Consider the following 19,415-nt stretch of genomic DNA (forward strand, 5'->3'; position numbering starts at 1 on the left):
AATATTTGGTTAAAAACACCACAAGATGCTAAAAAAAAATGATTTTATAAAGGTTTGCTTGTTAAAATGAAAAACTTCGTAATTCTTAAGAAGACTGAAAGAGATTCTGATGTTTTATACGTTTTATTTTTTTACGCACCCCTAACCAAAAGCTTTTCCAGTTCAACCTTCACTGAACCAAAAAACTAGAATGTATATAGACTATGATTTTCTGTAATTATTTTGTATCATAACTATAGGACCATCACTTATAAATCGAAAACGGAAGATCTTTTTGTATAGATTAAATCTTTGATGCGCATCCAAAAAGCGAAGAATAAATAAAGCGCGAAACCAAAACCAACAGTAACGAAAGTAAGGTACATAAAGGATATGCGCACCACCTTGGCACGAATGCCCAACCGATCAGCTATACGCTGACAAACGTAATACCCACGTTTTTGAAAATATAGTAACGCTTTATAGAAAATGTTCATCACTACAAAGTTGAAAAATTTTAACCATAAAAAAAAGCCACTTTAATAAAGTGGCCATTTTAATAAATTTTAAATTAATTATGAATGATTGGATCCGGATTGCCATCTGGGTCTCCATTTACCGTACCATCTGAAGATGGGTTTCCTAATAATAGAACGCCAGCGGCATGTGGGGCCGCCATTGAAGTGCCACTAATTGAATTGTATCCACCATTCTTCCAAGTGGAATATACTGACACCCCAGGTGCACAATAATCTACTGCAGATCCATAGTTAGAAAATGAAGCCCAATTGTCACTTGAATTCATTGCGGAAATAGTATAAATGTTATTACCATTTACTCTCGCTGGAGAATGATTGTTGGCATCATCTGATTCATTACCAGCAGCCAAAGCAAATTTTAAACTAGAGGATGCTGCAAGTACAGCATTATCAAGGGCTGTAGACACACCGCCCCCCAAACTCATATTAGCAACGTCATTACTATTTGCATTTGCAGCTACATAGTCTACACCGGCAATAACTCCTGAAGTAGAACCACTACCGCGTCTGTCTAACACTCTAACTGCAACAATCAATGTACCCGGGGCTACACCTACGGAACCTATAGAGTTGTTAAGCGCTCCAATAGTACCGGCAACGTGCGTCCCATGACCATTTTGATCGTCTGGTGTCGAATTTCCTCCTAAAAAAGTTCTGCTTCTAGTAACATCAACATTTAAATCTGGATGATCTAAATCTACTCCTGAATCTATTACCCATGCTGTATGAGATGAGGCTGTAGTACCACCCCCTACTCTTATAGTACCATACGGCAATTGTTGTTCTTCTGTACTTCCACCACTACCTGGTTTTCCTTTGTAAGGTGATATTTTAATGGTCATATCCCGCTCGATGCTTTTTACCCGAGAATCGCCTTTTAAAAGACGTAACTGTTCATCAGATAAATTAGCAGCAAAGCCATTTAATACATGACCGAAAGTTTGAGTAATTGAAGCCTCCGTCAATTTTGCAAGTTTAAATTCTTCAACAAACATAGCTTTTAAATCTTGCATTTGACGCTCATAAACCTCAGGTGATTCTGCTTTTTGAAGCGGTGCCATCTTATTATGGATATCATTATAAACTATAATATAACTGCCTGGTATTGGTTGTGAGTCTTCAAATGTAACATTCTCAGCATCTACTATAGGATCCTCATTCGAATCGGTTTGACAATTAATCAGTGTCATACTCAAAACACCAACTAGTGAATACTTTAAAATTGATTTAATCTTCATTTTTTAATATTTAAAAGTTTATAATGCTTCAAATTAAAGTTAATTTATCAAATATTTTAACAAATCTTTAAGTTTTCGACAAAACACCTAAATATTAACATTTCCATTATATTTACATTATGTCATAATCCCAAACTATTGCTCCTCAGTTTTCATGAGGGAATGTCCAATAGCACAGTGCATACAGTTATTTTTCTCACAATACTCAGTTTTGAGTTGCAGTAATGCTTGAGAAATCAAAGCTGATTTTGAAATAGGTTTGAGCTTATTATAAGATGTGATAATATTGTTTTTCTCTGAATTGAGGCTTTGGGCAAAGTTTAGTACAGATTCAGTGGGCTGCTTTCCTTGAAATTTTAAATAGCTAAATTTTAAAGGCAATAGCGTATTAATAAGGAGTAGATCAATAAAATTTTTGGTGAGCATTTTACTTGAAGCTTTAGAAGTCTTTGAAAACGTATAGTGCGTAACCCAATACTCAGAGGCACCGATACTGAAAAGTCGATAGATATCTTCTAAAGTCTCAGCCGTCATCACTTTAGTGAAAACATTAGGATGTTGATGGTATAACATTGCAAGTTGAGAAAGTCTAATGGTTGGGAAATTGGGAGGACGCAACCTAAAAAACTGAAGCGGAATGACATTAGTGGCAGGAAGGTTAAATTTTTGTTTTAAGAATTGGTACTCCTTTACTAAGCTTACATAATAAGCATCTTCATGATCTTTATCTAAAACGCCAGCCTGTCCAAAGAGTAATGCTTCCAATTGCAGTGGTTGGCTTTGTAATTTTCTCAGGATTGAAAACTTAAAGGATTTGGCCATCATCAAAAACGCCTCCCCATTTATTTTAAGTCCGAAATTTTTAGCCAAAAGCGTAAAAAGTACCGCTTCCCAATCATTCTTGGTGGCCTTTAACAGATCGTCTATAACAATCGCCTTTCTTTCTAGACGCTCAATATAGAGTCGCTCTAGCCAATTGTTCATTAAAAACTCATCAATATTGGCAAAATCTGATTCACAATTGATCCATTTATGGGAAGATACTAACAACTTCTCGTAATTGCGAAGTAAATTAGTATGGATGATATCCTTTAGCACTAACGTAGGGACAACCGCATTATTTTTTATAAAGACCTCAGTATCGTGCTCATAAACCACATGTAAAATGACATTATCATAGGCAGAATCCATTTCATGGCTATGAACGTACCAATCACTAGATTTTATATGTATCTCAACATTGCCCACCCAGGTAATTCCATCAATTTCCAATTGCGCATTGAAAAAATCTGGACCACCATGCGTATTTGGATAACCGGTATTTCTTAATATAATGGCTTCCCCACGCGTGGTTTGCAGAGACGCTGTGTCAAACTTTTTAAATTGCCATATATAATGTAGAAAAGCCTCTTGCATATCTTTAAATTTAAGATATTTGAGCCTAGGTTTTACATGGCTTTAAAAATTATTTTAATTTGAAAATAGGTTTCAAAATAATCTTATTGTTCAATGCTTTGTGCATTAAAATTTGTAATGATGGCATCAGAAATAGAAACCGATATTTCAATTGGATTGCAGCATACTTCACAGTCTTCAACATAAACTTGTTGTATGATGGATAAATCGATCAGCATGGATATGGCTTCCCAACAATGTGGACATTGAAAAAAATGTTCTTCCATTCTACTAACTGACTTGCTCAAGTTCTTCTTGAATGGTTTCCCACTCCTGCATTAAGTTAGCAAGCTTTTCCTTTTTGTTTTTATAGCGCTCAAAAAACTTTGGGTCGGCAGTTGTTTTATCATAATCATTTGCTAAGTTGGCATCCATCAACTTGATCTCCTTTTCATGTTGCGTAATTTTTGCTTCTACATTACTTAATCTATTGTTCAAGGACTTCAACTTCTTCTGATCTTCGTAAGTTTGCTTATTGGTTTCTTTAGGGGTCTCCTTAACCACATCACGTTTTTCAATCTCTCTTAAGTTTTCAACATTACGCTGGTCTAAATAAAAATCGATATCACCTAAATATTCCTTGATGCGTTGCTCTTTAAATTCATATACACTATTTGTCAAACCCTGTAGAAAATCCCTATCATGTGACACCAAGATTAGTGTGCCCTCAAATCTGTTAAGTGCCTCCTTTAAGACATTTTTAGATTTTATATCCAAGTGATTGGTAGGCTCATCCATTACCAACACATTAAAGGGTTGCAATAATAATTTTGCCAGGGCCAATCGGTTACGTTCACCACCCGAAAGGACTTTTACATACTTATCTGCTTCCTCTCCTCTGAAAAGGAATGACCCGAGGATATCACGGACTTTACTTCTGTTTTTCTCATTAGCAGCATCAATCATAGTATCCAATACGGTTTTGTTTCCATCTAAATATTCTGCTTGATTCTGGGCAAAATATCCAATTTGCACATTATGACCGAGCTTTAAATGGCCCTCATACTTCAATTCGCCTACAATAATTTTAGCCAAAGTAGATTTTCCTTGACCATTTTGACCAACAAAAGCAATCTTGCTCCCGCGTTCTACATTAAGGTGAATATTTTTTAACACCTGCAAGTCGCCGTAGCGCTTAGAAATGTGGTCAGCTTCAACCACAACTTTACCTGGTGTTACTGAAACTGGAAAGTTTAGCGTCATCACACTATTGTCATCCTCATCCACCTCAATTCGATCCATACGATCTAATTTTTTGATAAGCGATTGTGCCATGGTTGCTTTAGAAGCTTTAGCTCTAAACTTTTCAATTAGTTTTTCAGTTTGTTCAATTTGCTTTTGCTGATTTTTTTGTGATGCCAGTTGTTGGGTCTTAAGTTCATTACGAAGTACCAAATAGTCTGAATATGCTTTTTTGTAATCGTAAATTCTTCCAAGGGAAATCTCAATAGTACGATTGGTCACATTATCTAAAAACATCTTATCATGCGATACAATAACCACTGCACCAATATAATTTTTTAAGAAACCTTCAAGCCATATTATAGATTCAATATCCAAATGGTTGGTAGGCTCATCCAATAAAAGGATATCATTATTCTGAAGCAATAGTTTGGCTAGCTCAATACGCATACGCCAACCACCAGAGAAAGTATCTGTCAGCTTATTAAAATCATCGCGCTTAAAACCTAAGCCTTGAAGAATCTTTTCTGTTTCACCTTGATAATTGTAACCGCCAATAATTTCATATTGGTGCTGAAACTCGCTCAAATCAACCATCAGTTGATGATATAGTTCGCTTTCATAATCTGTGCGTAATAGCAATTGCTCATTGATATGCTCTATTTTGGCCTCTAGTTCCTTAATTTCATGGAAGGCTTCATAGGCCTCTTCCAACACAGTTCTACCCAAAACAAAATCAATATCCTGTTTTAGAAAACCAATGCTCAAATTTTTATCAGCAGCAATTTGTCCTGAATCTGGCTCCATTTCTTTCGATAGAATTTTGAGCATGGTAGATTTACCTGCACCATTTTTTCCGATAAGGCCAATCCGGTCACCGGCGCCGAGTCTAAAAGTGATATCTTCAAAAAGGTATTCTCCCTGAAATGAAATGGAAAGATTATGTATATTGAGCATTATTGTAAGGATTGTTACAAAACATTGATTTTAAAAATCTTAATTTTGTAATTTATTTGAAAATGCAAAAGTAAACATTATCCATGATAAATAAAGGAAGTAAACTATATAGTATTTTTACGGGCACCTGTCCGAAATGTCATGAGGAATCCATGTATTTTAATCCGAATCCTTATATGATGGCTGACACACTTAAAATCAAGGAAAAATGCTCCCATTGTCAGACCAAATACCGTATGGAGCCTTCTTTCTTTTTTGGCTCAATGTATGTGAGTTATGGTTTGGGTGTGGCGTTTGCAGTAGCTGCCTTTATTATCAGTTTTTTCTTTTTTAGTGCTACACTTACCACAGCATTTATTGTCATTGTGATTACCCTAGTGGTTTTCATGCCAATTATCATGCGCTTGTCTCGCAACATTTGGATTAATATGTTTATGAGTTTTGATGAGAACCTCGCAAAAAAACATCCCAAATAATAAATTTACTGATAATAGCTGTGTTCAATTAAAGGCACATGGCATGGCTATTTCGAATGGAATCGCTTGATATCAATATCGCGTTCAAGTGCTGTGCCATATTCTAAATGCTGAAATAGACTTTTGGCCACATACGGACCAATCATTACCCCTCGAGTGCCCAAACCATTGAGAATTGCAATATTATGGTGCTTAGGGTGTTTTCCCACTAAAGGCCTTCTATCTTTAACAGTGGGTCGGATGCCGGCAACTTGATTCAGCACTTCAAATTGACAACTAAGCAAACCTTTTAACTTTTCTATAAGTTCGGTTTTAGCTTTGGACGTGATGGCATGGGTTTTGTCTTCCCAATTGTAAGTGGCTCCTACCGAATAACAATCATCCAATTCAGGCACCACAAAAATGGACGACTTTAAGATGAATTCCATTTTCAGTTCCGGCGCTTTAATGGTCAGGACTTCACCCTTTGCAACATTGAGCGGTAAGTGATTAAAAAATGGGTTTTGAACCATACCAAAACCCTCAGCAAAAACCACAAATCTAGCGTTAATATTCTTGTAATTCACATGCGACTCGTCTATTGAAAGTGCAGCATAATCAAAACGTTCAGTAATATAATTGTTATTGGTTTTTAGATAGAGCTTATAATGCTGAAGTAGAGTTGACGTATCAATACGACCCGTTTCCAGCACTTTTCCAAATCCGAATGGGGCTTCAATAGCGGGATTTGTATTGCTCATGACTTTGGGATGCAGATATACGGCCAATGTAGGTTGATCTGAGGCAGTAAACCAATCATTTTGTTCTTCAATGGATGCAAACCGTCTATACACAGGAAGTTTGTAATCCAACTTGACGCCCAATAACTTTTCTAAGTGTTCATAAAAGGAAGCTGAAAGTGTTAATTGCTCTTTAGCCTTCCAAACCGCGGTAAAACGTTTTAGTATGACCGGATTATATAATCCAGCAGCGACAATGGAAGATTGTTGAGAATGATCATCAAACACGACAAATGATTTGTTCTGAGCTCTAAGCTCTTCACAAAATGAAATACCCGCTAAGCCACAACCAACAATTATATAATCTACCTGTTTCATATCCACAAAAGTACTATTTAATTGCAGTTAATTAAAACTATAGAGAACCTGAAGATGGTCACTCTAAACCAAAAAAAACGTCCACTTTAAAAGTGGACGTTGCTTTTTATATAATGGCCCTACTTTAATAGGCCCACATGTCTTGTTCAAAATCACGAATCTTATCTTTTATCCGATCAGATTCCAAAAGCTGCATTAATGCGTTGTCAGCCACATACTCTTTAACCTCTCTGTCTCCATATACATTTTCTTCTTTGTACATGTATCCATTAAAACGTCTTGAATTCAGCAAGTGATCATACGAGAATGGCATAGAACTATTCTTGTTGTTAAATGCTTTAGCTTGATGCAAAACATCTCTAACTTCAGGATAAAACACCCAGAATAATGCAATTGGTTGCTTGTTGGCTTCATCTTCTGAATCAATAAAGTTAACATCAGGCGCTGCTGGAGCAATACCTAAGAGCCTGTATTTTAATTCGCCTTGACGCTTATCAAAGTACCATAATCCCTTAATTAGGTAAGCACTAATGTCATAAGACTGAATATCTCTTTTGATGATGTATTCTGGAGAGACAAAGCCTTCAGAGTTGTATTGTTGGTATCCAATGTCTAAGGTATCAGTTTTTGACATGATAGACTGGATATCTCTAGGGTTACGTTTTGTAGTAAAATAAGAATCATCATAAACATTCTTAATCTTTCCTTCCCTTACGTTCTTCCATAACACATCAAATAAAGATCGTCTATTAGATCCTATATTATTCGTGTCTACAGGATAGTAGAGTGGAAAATTGACACGCTCATCTAGAACAATTTTTTCCCAAGTCATTTTTGAAAACATGATATCTCTATCATCAACATAACCGTATTCAAGCGGTTTGTCGTTATCCATTGCTTTTTGAGCATCAGATTTTACACCAATCTCATCTGGTGTCTTAGCGTTAAGCAGGTTGCTTTGACCAAACGAACTCACTGCCAACCCCATACTTAAAACGGTTAATAAACAATATTTTAATTTCATCTTTTTTATTATTATTTGGGATGTTACCTTCATTCTTATTCAACGTTGCAACAATACCTATAGTATATTAATTAGATATTTCTATAAATACTGGAGACGCCGGAAGTAATTTTATGTTGCTATTGCCTTGAATTTGTGATTTAATTTCAAAGATTTGTACCGCATCACCTCTAGAGGCTTTACGAAGCGCACTTCTTGCCTGATCGTTCATTCTGTTACCATTAACAGTAACCGTTGGTTGACCAGGGACTTTTATCTTAAATGAGGTTACATTGATATTTAAATCGAAGTCAAAATCAAATAACTTTGCATCAACAGTTGCAATTTCTACGTTACTTTTTGGTAGACTCACGTTATCCGGTTGTCCAGCAATTGTACCAGATGGCTTAGGAATATCCTTAATTCTAAATGTAGATCTGTCACTTACTTTAGTGCCATCAGGTAGCGTTCCTGTTACATTAATGGTTACTTCCTTACCAGAACCAGGGTTCATAACATATTTTCCAGTACCAGAGCTTTTAGATAGACCCGGTGCAGATGCGTTAACATTATTATCAGGCACACCCGCAAAAGAAATTGTCATAGGGTTGGCTACACCACGGTATACTACGTTCATTTTGTCTGCAGAAATAGTTGCAGAGTTTGGTTTAGGAACTACAGCATAACTACTTTTTACAGGAATGGTAATGATAGAATCTCCTTCTTTAAACTGAAATTCACCAACAATCTCTCTTTCTCCTACTCCACCGGCAGGAAACTTCAATAAGGTTTTACCAGCTTGCATTGCATCTGGAGAAAGTTCTTTACCGTTAATGATAACTTTATCAGCTCTTAAAGTTTGATCTTTCTTTCCTAGAATTATTGTTCCAGTAAATTCTTCTCCACTAAAGAAGGCAGTTTTGTCCGGTACAACAATCGCGTCAAAGTTTGTTAAGGAAGCTTCAATTTTAAGTTTACCTGCTAACATAGAAGATAATACTTCAGATTCAGCCGTCTTAACATCCGCTTGCATTTGAGTTAATTTAGTTAAAGAAGCTACCATCGGGAAACCTTCAAAGTGATAGTTTAACCATCCCTTTGAAATACCTTCAGATGTTTTAACATCTTCAGTAGCAAATTTCTTCTGAATATCGGCTTGAATATCTTTATTGTCTTCACCTAAAATCTCAATAACACCTTCTCGATACGCTTTAATCTGAGCTAAAAACTCTTCACCAGCTTTAGTAACTCTATCGCCAGTGAACCATTTTTCATCAAGGAAATCAGTTCGATCCATTTTTTCGTATTCAGATGGATCATCCACAGATTTCAATAATTCCGTTTTTACATTCTCTATATAAGAATTGAAGTCAGATGACAGCTTATCAATAGCGTCTGCTTTTGCTTTTAATGGTTGGTATTTAGCTGGTTGCTCTTCCACCTTATCTGCTAAACCTTGCATAAAGGCAGCATTACGTACAGTTGCCGATGCATTAGAATCACTGATTCTTTCGTTCATTAACCCAAATGCTGAAAGCACTTCTTTGGACATATTAAGTGCCATCATTGCGATAAACACTAAATACATAAGGTTAATCATTTTTTGTCTTGGGGATAATTTTCCTCCTGCCATTCTAATTAGTTTTTTAGTTGTTGGTTTGGTTATCGACTAATTCCTAATTAGTTTCTGTTCATTGCTGATAGCATTCCACCGTAAACACCATTTAAAGATGATAGGTTAGACGCCAAAGACTTCATTTGCTCTTTAAGTTTCTCAGCGTTCTCAACAGCTTCTTCATTGATAGCAGCTTGTCTACTTGCAGAATCCATCTGTACTTTGTAAAGACTGTTTAATGATTCCATTTGCGCAGCGGCCAGGGACATTTCTTCACCATACTTTTTAGTAGCAGCAATAGAATCTACAGTTGGGCTAATACCTTTTGCAGCGCCTTCAAAGTTTTTAATGCTGTTTCCTAAACTTGCCATAAGCTCGCCATCAATTTTTGCATCTTTAAGTAACTCGTCTAATTTTTTAGATAAAAGACCTTCTGCATCCTTAGGTTGTTCTTTCTTTCTATCAATACTTTGTCCACCCGCTAATTCAGGGTATACCAATGACCAATCCAAGTCGTTATCAACAGGTTCAAATGCCGAAATTGCGAATACTAGGGCCTCCGTTACCAATCCTGCGATAAGCATTTCATTTCCTCCTGGCCAGTGCATGATTTTAAAAAGGGCACCGAGAATTACTACTGCGGCACCGAGGCCGTATACCATGTTCATTGCTTTTTTACTAATTGCCATAATGTGTGTGTGTTTTAGTTAAGATAGATTTCTTAAGTAGATTAATATTTAGTTTTGGTTGTATTAATTGTTGTTAATTGCTGCGTTTGAAGTAATATCTGTACCCATATAATCCTGTACAGTTCTAAATCCGATATAACTTCTGGCAGAATCTGCATATTCATAATCTCTTGAACTTACTTGTAGGAAGTAAGCCACATCTTTCCATGAACCTCCACGCACTACCTTACGTTGATTATTTGGATCATTCACATTAGGGTTGATAGTAGACATGTATTCATAGGATGCTGGATCATAAGATCCATTTACCCATTCTGATACGTTACCAGCCATATTATATAAGTTGTAATCATTAGGCTCATAAGACTTTGCCTCAACAGTATATAATGCCATATCTGCCGCGTAATCTCCACGTAAAGGTTTAAAATTTGCCAAGAAACAACCTCTGTCATTTTTAGCATAAGGCCCACCCCAAGGGAATGTTGCACCTTGTAATCCGCCTCGAGCAGCATACTCCCATTCCGCTTCAGATGGTAGTCTGAAAGAATTGACATGTTGTTTGCCTCTACTTTTCTGATCAGCATTTTTGTATAATGTTCTCCATTTTGTAAATGCATTAGCTTGTTTCCAAGATACACCTACAACTGGATACTCGCCGTAAGCATCATGCCAGAAATAATCATTATGCATTGGTTCATTATAAGAGTAAGCAAAATCTCTGATCCAAGCGGTAGTATCAGGATATATTGCAACCTCTTCAGTAATTAATACGTCCTTACGTTTCAAATCTCTGTTTTTAGCCGCTTTTTGAATGTCCATATACGTGTACTGAAACTTAAATTTTTTAACATCCCAAGTACGCTGACCATTATATGATTCTTCTATAGGAAGATACATGGTATCCATAACCTCAGCGTAGTACTCGTCAGGATATTTACTGGTATCAAAAATCAGTTTTACATCCTTGTTGAGTTTTCGGCCTTCGTAACCTGTAGGGCCTAAACCACTATAGTTATCATACATGTACTTTTCATATACAGTCATGTTTTCAGGATCTGCATCTTTAAATGCAAATTCTCCGGTACCTCCATCTCCAGGAGTCAAACCTAGTTCATCAGCAATGATTGCCAATTTGGTTCTAATAGTAGAATCTCTAACCCAGTTCACGAACTGACGGTATTCACTATTTGTAATTTCAGTTTCGTCCATGTAAAAGGCTCTAACTGTGGCAGTTTTGGTTGGAGCATCTTGTATGCCGGCCAAATCATCATCAGATTTACCCATAATGAAAGAACCACCAGGTACTAGGGTCATTCCGTAAGGTTTTTCTGGATGCCATTTCTTTCCTTTAACTCCTACCAGCTCTCCTCTGTCTCCAGAATTACAACTAGCTAATAGAGCTAAAACAGCGGTTAATAAAGCGAACTTCTTCATATTCATATAAACTCGAGGTTAAATTATTTAGTCTTAAATGTTCAGTTTGTATTTTTTGAGGGAGTAAACATATCTATATATTTTCAAAAAAACAATTTTTTTTTCACTTTTTTTGCATTTCATCCCAAAAAGCAAGCATTTCATCGATGAAATTTAGGTTGTTATAAAGACCTAATATGTGTTCTTTTTGTAGGCTTTATACCACCTCTCGGGGATTTTACCTTGCATCGCCTCTGTATAATCCTCATATGTACAAGGTAATAACGTATGCTTCTTTAATTTATTATTGACATCTGGTAAAAAAGGAATTTCAATCCACCAACGCCCCGTTTTATTGCTTTTATAAAAAACAAGCTCATCATCGTCAATTAACACGTTGAACTTTTGGTAGTTAACTGTGTCATCTAATACATTTTCACTTACCCGGCAATTTACGCCTTCAATAAAATACCACATAATTTGGGCTACCAACATGGCAGTAACATGATCTTCAGCGGCGTTTTGGTACTCATAGATCCCAAAAGACCCTACTTTATTACTGATTCCGGCATATCGGGCAATGGTACATATCTCCTTACCATCAAAACCGTTTGGCGAATATTTTTGCGGTTTAGAGACTTCAGAGGCTTTTATCACTTTTAAATCCACACTTACAATATGTGCATCTCGCATGACAGGCTCAACTAAATTGATGGCATTGGAGACCTCTCCTAAGCGATAAGCTTCAAAATAAAGTTTTTCCATCAAATCTATTTCTTCTTGTGAGTTGAAATAGGTTTGGTAACCGATGGTGGAGTAATTAAAAAGGTTATAAGGCTGTTCTAATATGATCTTTCCTAAATAACTATTATTTTTTATAGGCTGTGTGGAATCGCCTAAATCAAAGTTACTATCCACGTTCACCACATTTACCATTGGGGCAATACTATCATATGCTCTATATATAGGATAGGTTAAATCTTGACTTCCTCCTAAAATTATTGGGATGATTTTTTTCTCAAGCAGAATAGTTATAGTAGTTCGTAAGGCAAAATACGTGTCCTCTACACTATCGCCCTTCAAAATATCACCCAAATCAGCTAAATTAGTGTGCCAATTGCCTGGATACAGATTGTAAAAGACAGTTCGTATAGCATCTAAGTTTACCTCGGCCCCTATATAATTAACATCATTCCTATTTTCAAGAACTCCAATAATGGCAATTTTCACGTTATCGAGATCAGGAAGACCATGCGCTTTGGTATGTATTTTCAATTTTTTACCTAGGGTCTGCGGCAACAACAACTCATTTTGAGCCAATACAACGTCTGAAACTGGCGATAGAAAGTTAAACGTCATGAATTATTTCTTTTTAGCAGATGCTGTTTTCTTTGTCGTTTTTTTCTTTGTAGCTTTTTTAGCGGTTTTCTTTTTAGGTGCTTTAGCCTCTAATAGCGCTTTGGCTTTTTCTAAAGTAAATTCAGAAACGTCTACAGACTTGTCCAACTCAACTTTGGTTTTACCTTTTACAATGTTGTGTCTTCCCCAACGGGCCTTTTCAATACGTATACCCTCATCTTCCCAATTATGAATGACCTTATCAATTTCTTTTTGAATTTTATCTTCTATCAATTGTACGATATCCTCGTCAGACAAATTATCCCAATCGTATTTTTTGTTGACGTTTATAAACATATCATTCCATTTGATAAACGGACCAAAGCGACCTTTACCTTTTTGCACGGGTAAATCTTTATACATATATATGGGTGCGTCTGCCTTTTCCTTCTCCTTTATCAAATCTATGGCAAGGTCCAATTCTACATTTAAAGCTTCCATTCCTTTTGGTAAGGACACAAATTTATCTCCAAATTTTACGTAAGGTCCAAAACGACCGTTATTAACCTCAACTTCTTCTCCTTTATATGTGCCCAATAATTTTGGCAGCTGAAACAAATCCATAGCTTCTTCATAGGTAATCGTGTTTAGTTGCTGATCTGGTGACAAACTGGCAAATAATGGCTTTTCTTCTTCTTCAACCGTTCCTATTTGAACCATTGGTCCGAATTTGCCCAATCGCACACTTACCTGACGGCCGGTTTTCGGATCTGTACCCAAGATACGCTCTCCAGATTCGCGCTCAGCATTTTCCTGCACATCTTCCACCTGTGGATGAAAATCTTTGTAAAAATTCTTCATCATTTTGGTCCAATCTTCCTTACCCTCAGCAATTTCGTCAAAATCTGCTTCTACTTTGGCCGTAAAATTGTAATCAAGGATACTTTCAAAATGATTGACTAGAAAATCAGTTACAATCATACCAATATCTGTTGGCACCAACTTCCCTTTATCTGAACCTACTTTTTCAGACAATTGTATATCTTTAACTTTCCCTTCTTTTAAAGTCAACTGTGTGTAATCTCGCTCTATACCTTCTACGGTACCTTTCTCTACGTAATTTCTGTTTTGGATGGTTGAAATGGTTGGTGCATAGGTTGATGGACGACCAATTCCCAGTTCTTCCAATTGCTTAACTAAGGAGGCCTCAGTGTACCTATATGGTGGTCGGGTGTAACGCTCAGTAGCTGTTATGTAAGAATTGAGCAAGGTTTCATTAGTGCGCATTGCTGGTAACATCCCTTCCTGTTCAGTTTCTTCATCATCAGTACCTTCTAAATACACTTTCAAAAAACCATCAAAAGTGATGACTTCGCCGTTGGCGGCAAATAATTCTTTATGGGTAGAGGCGCTAATCTTGACGTTGGTACGCTCCAATTCAGCTTCACTCATTTGAGAAGCAATAGCCCGTTTCCAAATCAAATCGTATAATCTTGCCTGATCTCTATCCAACTGTACCGTATGTACAGAAAAATCAGTAGGTCTAATAGCCTCATGCGCCTCTTGTGCGCCTTTGCTCTTACCTTTATAATTACGTGGTTTACTATATTTGTTACCGTAAGCCTCTTTAATTTCAGCTTCTGCGCCCTTACGGGCATCATCAGATAGATTGACACTATCAGTTCTCATATAGGTAATCAACCCAGCTTCGTACAAGCGTTGTGCCATGGTCATGGTTTTGGACACTGAAAAATACAATTTACGTGATGCCTCTTGTTGCAATGTAGAAGTTGTAAATGGGGCCGCTGGTGATTTCTTTGCCGGTTTTTTATCCAGTTCAGCTACTTTAAATGAGGCTGAAGCATTTGATTCTAAAAATTTATAAGCCTCCTCTTTGGTTGCAAAGTTTTTAGGAAGTTTTGCTTTGAAGGATTGCCCGTCTTCATTTGAAAATTCAGCATCAATTCTGTACGATGCCTCTGGAGTGAAATTTTGAATATCCCTTTCGCGCTCTACAATCAATCTTACAGAAACAGATTGAACGCGACCTGCTGAGAGTCCGCCTTTAACCTTGCGCCATAATACTGGTGATAATTCATACCCAACAATCCTATCCAATACACGTCGTGCTTGTTGCGCATCTACTAAATGATAATCAATATCACGCGGATTCTCTATCGCCTTAAGAATAGCAGTTTTTGTAATCTCATGAAAAACAATGCGTTTAGTTTTAGCTTTATCAAGTTTTAGTGTCTCAGCTAAGTGCCAAGCAATGGCCTCACCCTCGCGGTCTTCATCACTCGCTAACCAAACCATATCGGCTTTCTTTGCTAAGTCTTTCAGTTTTTTTACAACTGCTTTTTTATCTTTGGAAACTTCATATTTAGGTTTAAAATCGCCATCAACATCCACCCCTAATTCTTTTGAAGGCAAGTCGGCAATATGTCCAAAACTGGACTCTACCTTATAATCTTTACCTAAAAATTTCTCAATAGTTTTAGCCTTCGCAGGGGACTCAACAATAACTAAGTTCTTCGCCATATCTGATTTTTTGTGGCTACAAATGTATATGAAAAATAATTATTCAGCCTAATTTAAAAAATTTAAGCCTATTTATATGCCGTTTACCGAATACTGATGACAAACAAAAAAAGCCTGAACATTCAGGCTTTTAAAATTGTGAAGAGCATTTTAATCGAGATGAAATGTACTTATCAATTGTAAGGCATTTTCATTGTAACTATATTGATACAGGGCTTTTTCCCCTATCATTAAGAGACTATTATGTAGTGGAATGACATCCTTAGCATAAATATCTGTAAATGATTGGGTTTGCTGAAGTTCTAAAGGATTGGTCTTATCAAAAACTTTTAGGCCAGAAGTACCATCACACACATACAACGCTGCACCTTTAAACCCTAAACCATAAGGGTTGTCTAAAATATGTCTACTCGCCAAAGTGGGATTGGTTTTGTCAGTTATATCGATAACTTCCAACACACTTTCCATTTGGCCGCAAGCATTACCACCTCTCAGTGTTAAATATGCATAATTGCCATCTACCACAACAGGGTCGCAGCCTTCCCAATGTACAAATTGTGACACATATTCTGGGATGTTAGAATTTTCTAAACTGTAAATATACATCCCATTGGTCCCACCCAAATACAAATGATGATCTGCATAGAACATGGTTTCAATACTCCATCCTGCATACTGTAAGTTCTCAAATATAGGGTTCGCCAAATTTGAAATATTAAATATGGAAAGGGCTGAAGATCCAACAGTATATAAATAATTGTCTATAATTTGAAAACGTGCTAAGGACCCTCCAACACCAACACTACTTTCTGCTGCAGTTGAAAATGCCGCATCATTAAATACTAACAAACTATTATCAACCTTTTCACGCCGTTCTTTCACGATGCGCCAACTGATAACAACGTTGTTTTCAAAATCATAATTACTAAAGTCGGCATACTCTGCATCACGAGGAATTTGATAGTCATAAATTGAAAACACATCTTCTAACCGATCAACAACTTGTACGTTAGTAATATCTGAAATATCAAAAACAACTAGATCCGTTGCACTGTCAGCGTAGAGATAATTGTTTTTTATAGAAATATCCTCATTGCCAGGAATCTTTAAGTAAGCGATAGCTTTTGGTGCTGACGGATTAGAATTATCAATAATATGTACCCCCTTAAATGCATCAGTTATAAATATGAAATCTTGGTAAGCGTAAATTTTACCAACATTTACTGTAGGTTTGGCAGCCTGCACTTTAACCGACTTTCTAAATTCAGACTTGGACATCATTTCAGGAATAGCCACAGCTACCATTTCATAATCTGCATCGTCAGTTTGACACGAAAACAGACTAATAATAATAAGAACAAATAATAACGGTTTCATAAGCATTGGCGGTATTAAAGTAGATGACTGAATAACACTACTTAATAGATGCCCGGAATTAGAAAAGGTTGCGTTAAAATTCTTTCTTAATACCTATTTGGTTCAATTCACTAGTATCTTCAAATCCGATGGTTTCCTTATATATAAAATATATAGGATGAAACATAAATGGCGCTAAAAACAAACTTCCTATACCACAGGTTACCAAAGTGAGGATCATCATTAATATATACGAAACAACAAGGAGCCCAAATGTTAAAACCCATTTTTTATTGCCAAGTCTGAAACTGGAAGCCACAATATCCCCCACAGACCATTCTGGATTAAATGCAAAAATTACAGCAAAAAAAGCGAGAGGGACCATTACGTATATCAATGGTAAATAAAACGCCAAGGCTGCTGGAACTGCAATTAATACGGTTACAAACATAAGCAGCAGTAATTTTCCGAAATAGGCACCTTTCAAATAATAAAATAAATCTGAGGTACGCACTTCTGCACCCTCATCTAACGCTTTTAGTATCCTGAAAAAAGCAGCATTAAGTGCCAATTGCATGGCAGCAACAACCATTATGCCCAAGAAAAACAACAATCCGTACACCACTGTAAAGCCTTCCAACAATCCGTTGACATTATTAGGATCAAAATCTCCAGATTCAGATTGTGCGACAATTGCCATAATTAGAGGTACATATATGATAAGTATAAAAGGCAACATCAAAATCATGATAAACAATTGCATCAAAAAGCCTTGTAACCAGCTTTTCTTAAAGAGTTCTATCGATTGATTAAATAGTGTTCCAAAATCTAAGGCCTTTGCGTTAGCCAATTTGGATTGAAATTCATTTGGTGTCATTTTTTGGTTTTTAGTTGGTTAGTATTCAAAGAAACCATAAATATTTAACAAAATCAAAACATTTTTAAGTACTGTCACTTTGTCACAATCATTAAATTAATCTTATCTTTGCAGTTGCATTTTATAGAAGTGTAAAAATTCAAATTCAGACGTTTTAAAAGCCTTATGGAGAAAATTATTGACGAAAGCAAACAAGGAGAATCTCTAGTACTCGAACCTAAAAATGGTAACACCCGAAAACTTTTTATAGAAAGTTATGGCTGCTCCATGAACTTTAGTGACAGTGAAATTGTGGCGTCCATTCTTCTTAAAAACGGCTATAATACCACTCAAAGCCTGGATGAGGCAGATTTGGTATTGGTAAACACCTGCTCTATTCGGGATAAAGCTGAACAAACTGTTCGTAAAAGACTTGAAAAATATAACGCCGTTAAGCGCATCAATCCAAAGATGAAGGTTGGGGTACTAGGCTGTATGGCTGAACGTTTAAAAAGCAAATTTTTAGAAGAAGAAAAAATTGTAGATCTTGTTGTTGGTCCTGACGCTTACAAAGACCTTCCTAATTTATTGGCAGAAGTTGAAGAAGGGCGAGACGCTATTAACGTCATCTTGAGCAAAGATGAAACTTATGGCGACATATCTCCAGTGAGACTAAACTCTAACGGCGTATCAGCATTTGTATCCATAACCCGTGGCTGTGATAACATGTGTACATTTTGCGTAGTTCCTTTTACGCGTGGACGAGAGCGCAGCCGTGATCCACAAAGTATTTTAGAAGAAGTTAGGGATCTATGGGATAGAGGATTTAAAGAAATTACACTACTAGGACAAAATGTAGATAGCTACTTGTGGTATGGCGGCGGACTCAAAAAGGATTTTGACAAAGCTAGTGATATTCAAAAGGCCACAGCCGTAAATTTTGCCAATTTGCTTGATTTATGTGCTAAGGCGTATCCTAAAATGCGCATCCGTTTTTCAACCTCCAATCCTCAGGATTTAACTTTGGATGTGATTGAAACAATGGCAAAGCACAAAAACATTTGTGACCATATCCATTTACCTGTGCAAAGTGGCAGCAACAGAATTCTTAAGGAAATGAATCGTCTACACACACGTGAGGAATATTTTGAACTTATAGACAATATCAGACGCATCTTACCAAACTGCTCCATCTCTCAAGACATGATTGCAGGTTTCCCAACTGAAACGGAAGAAGACCATCAGGATACCTTAAGTTTAATGGAGTATGTAAAATATAATTTCGGATATATGTTTACCTATTCAGAACGTCCGGGAACTTTAGCTGAACGAAAAATGGAAGATGATGTTCCTGAAGCGATTAAAAAAAGACGATTGGATGACATTGTTCAATTACAAAGACAGCATAGCGAATACAGGACGAAAGCATTTTTAAACACAACAGTAGAGGTGTTGATTGAACGGGAATCGAAAAAATCGAATCAAGAATGGTCAGGAAGAACTTCTCAAAATGTAGTGGCCGTATTCCCAAAAGCACAGTACCAAATTGGCGACTTGGTAAATGTTAACATTACAGATTGTACAAGCGCTACTTTAATTGGAGAAGCTATTGGTTATGCGATGAATGACTAAGAAAACTTAAGTCTAAACATTTATTACTAATTATAAAAGTATTCATAAT

The 19,415-nt window shown here is 36.5% G+C and carries 16 protein-coding genes; 2 read left to right on the forward strand and 14 right to left on the reverse strand.

Annotated elements, in window-relative coordinates:
* Positions 1–248: 248 nt before the first annotated feature.
* From BXY82_RS00750 to BXY82_RS00770, 5 genes are all read right to left on the reverse strand, one after another.
* Positions 249–476 (reverse strand): PspC domain-containing protein, encoded by a 228-nt coding sequence (locus BXY82_RS00750; RefSeq protein WP_133756273.1) that lies wholly within the window; start codon positions 474–476, stop codon positions 249–251.
* Between the two features lie 74 nt (positions 477–550).
* Positions 551–1,756, reverse strand: a complete 1,206-nt coding sequence (locus BXY82_RS00755; RefSeq protein WP_133756274.1) for a S8 family peptidase — start codon at positions 1,754–1,756, stop codon at positions 551–553.
* A 135-nt stretch (positions 1,757–1,891) separates the two neighbouring features.
* Positions 1,892–3,172, reverse strand: coding sequence for a DUF2851 family protein (locus tag BXY82_RS00760; RefSeq protein ID WP_133756275.1), 1,281 nt, complete (start codon positions 3,170–3,172; stop codon positions 1,892–1,894).
* 83 nt (positions 3,173–3,255) lie between these two features.
* Positions 3,256–3,438 carry a CPXCG motif-containing cysteine-rich protein gene (locus BXY82_RS00765; RefSeq protein WP_133756276.1) on the reverse strand — a complete coding sequence of 61 codons (183 nt, stop codon included), beginning with the start codon at positions 3,436–3,438 and terminating at the stop codon, positions 3,256–3,258.
* 4 nt (positions 3,439–3,442) lie between these two features.
* A complete protein-coding gene (locus tag BXY82_RS00770) occupies positions 3,443–5,350 on the reverse strand; it encodes an ABC-F family ATP-binding cassette domain-containing protein (protein ID WP_133756277.1) in 1,908 nt (635 codons plus the stop codon).
* Positions 5,351–5,433: 83 nt separating this feature from the next.
* Between BXY82_RS00770 and BXY82_RS00775 the strand changes: the two genes are divergently transcribed.
* Positions 5,434–5,826 carry a DUF983 domain-containing protein gene (locus BXY82_RS00775; protein ID WP_133756278.1) on the forward strand — a complete coding sequence of 131 codons (393 nt, stop codon included), beginning with the start codon at positions 5,434–5,436 and terminating at the stop codon, positions 5,824–5,826.
* 47 nt (positions 5,827–5,873) lie between these two features.
* On the opposite strand, the gene BXY82_RS00780 is transcribed toward BXY82_RS00775, so the two are convergent.
* The 9 genes from BXY82_RS00780 to BXY82_RS00820 form a co-directional block, all read right to left on the reverse strand.
* Positions 5,874–6,923 (reverse strand): NAD(P)/FAD-dependent oxidoreductase, encoded by a 1,050-nt coding sequence (locus BXY82_RS00780; RefSeq protein ID WP_133756279.1) that lies wholly within the window; start codon positions 6,921–6,923, stop codon positions 5,874–5,876.
* A 124-nt stretch (positions 6,924–7,047) separates the two neighbouring features.
* The gene (porN, locus tag BXY82_RS00785) at positions 7,048–7,947 is read right to left on the reverse strand and encodes a type IX secretion system ring subunit PorN/GldN (RefSeq protein WP_133756280.1); all 900 of its coding nucleotides are present in this window, start codon (positions 7,945–7,947) and stop codon (positions 7,048–7,050) included.
* 67 nt (positions 7,948–8,014) lie between these two features.
* Positions 8,015–9,559 (reverse strand): type IX secretion system motor protein PorM/GldM, encoded by a 1,545-nt coding sequence (porM, locus tag BXY82_RS00790; RefSeq protein ID WP_133756281.1) that lies wholly within the window; start codon positions 9,557–9,559, stop codon positions 8,015–8,017.
* A 47-nt stretch (positions 9,560–9,606) separates the two neighbouring features.
* Positions 9,607–10,230 (reverse strand): type IX secretion system motor protein PorL/GldL, encoded by a 624-nt coding sequence (porL, locus tag BXY82_RS00795; RefSeq protein WP_133756282.1) that lies wholly within the window; start codon positions 10,228–10,230, stop codon positions 9,607–9,609.
* A 63-nt stretch (positions 10,231–10,293) separates the two neighbouring features.
* A complete protein-coding gene (gene porK, locus BXY82_RS00800; protein ID WP_166643257.1) occupies positions 10,294–11,664 on the reverse strand; it encodes a T9SS ring complex lipoprotein PorK/GldK in 1,371 nt (456 codons plus the stop codon).
* A 171-nt stretch (positions 11,665–11,835) separates the two neighbouring features.
* Complete coding sequence (locus tag BXY82_RS00805) at positions 11,836–13,002, reverse strand: formimidoylglutamase (protein ID WP_133756284.1); 1,167 nt, start codon at positions 13,000–13,002, stop codon at positions 11,836–11,838.
* Positions 13,003–13,005: 3 nt separating this feature from the next.
* Positions 13,006–15,522: a type I DNA topoisomerase gene (gene topA / locus BXY82_RS00810; protein WP_133756285.1), complete on the reverse strand. Its 2,517-nt coding sequence runs from the start codon at positions 15,520–15,522 to the stop codon at positions 13,006–13,008.
* A gap of 150 nt (positions 15,523–15,672) precedes the next feature.
* Positions 15,673–16,899 (reverse strand): LVIVD repeat-containing protein, encoded by a 1,227-nt coding sequence (locus BXY82_RS00815; protein ID WP_166643239.1) that lies wholly within the window; start codon positions 16,897–16,899, stop codon positions 15,673–15,675.
* Positions 16,900–16,972: 73 nt separating this feature from the next.
* Positions 16,973–17,755: a hypothetical protein gene (locus tag BXY82_RS00820; protein ID WP_133756287.1), complete on the reverse strand. Its 783-nt coding sequence runs from the start codon at positions 17,753–17,755 to the stop codon at positions 16,973–16,975.
* 165 nt (positions 17,756–17,920) lie between these two features.
* Between BXY82_RS00820 and miaB the strand changes: the two genes are divergently transcribed.
* Positions 17,921–19,366, forward strand: a complete 1,446-nt coding sequence (gene miaB, locus BXY82_RS00825; protein WP_133756288.1) for a tRNA (N6-isopentenyl adenosine(37)-C2)-methylthiotransferase MiaB — start codon at positions 17,921–17,923, stop codon at positions 19,364–19,366.
* Positions 19,367–19,415 lie beyond the last annotated feature (49 nt).

Source organism: Gelidibacter sediminis (genome assembly GCF_004364975.1).
Taxonomy (GTDB): domain Bacteria; phylum Bacteroidota; class Bacteroidia; order Flavobacteriales; family Flavobacteriaceae; genus Gelidibacter; species Gelidibacter sediminis.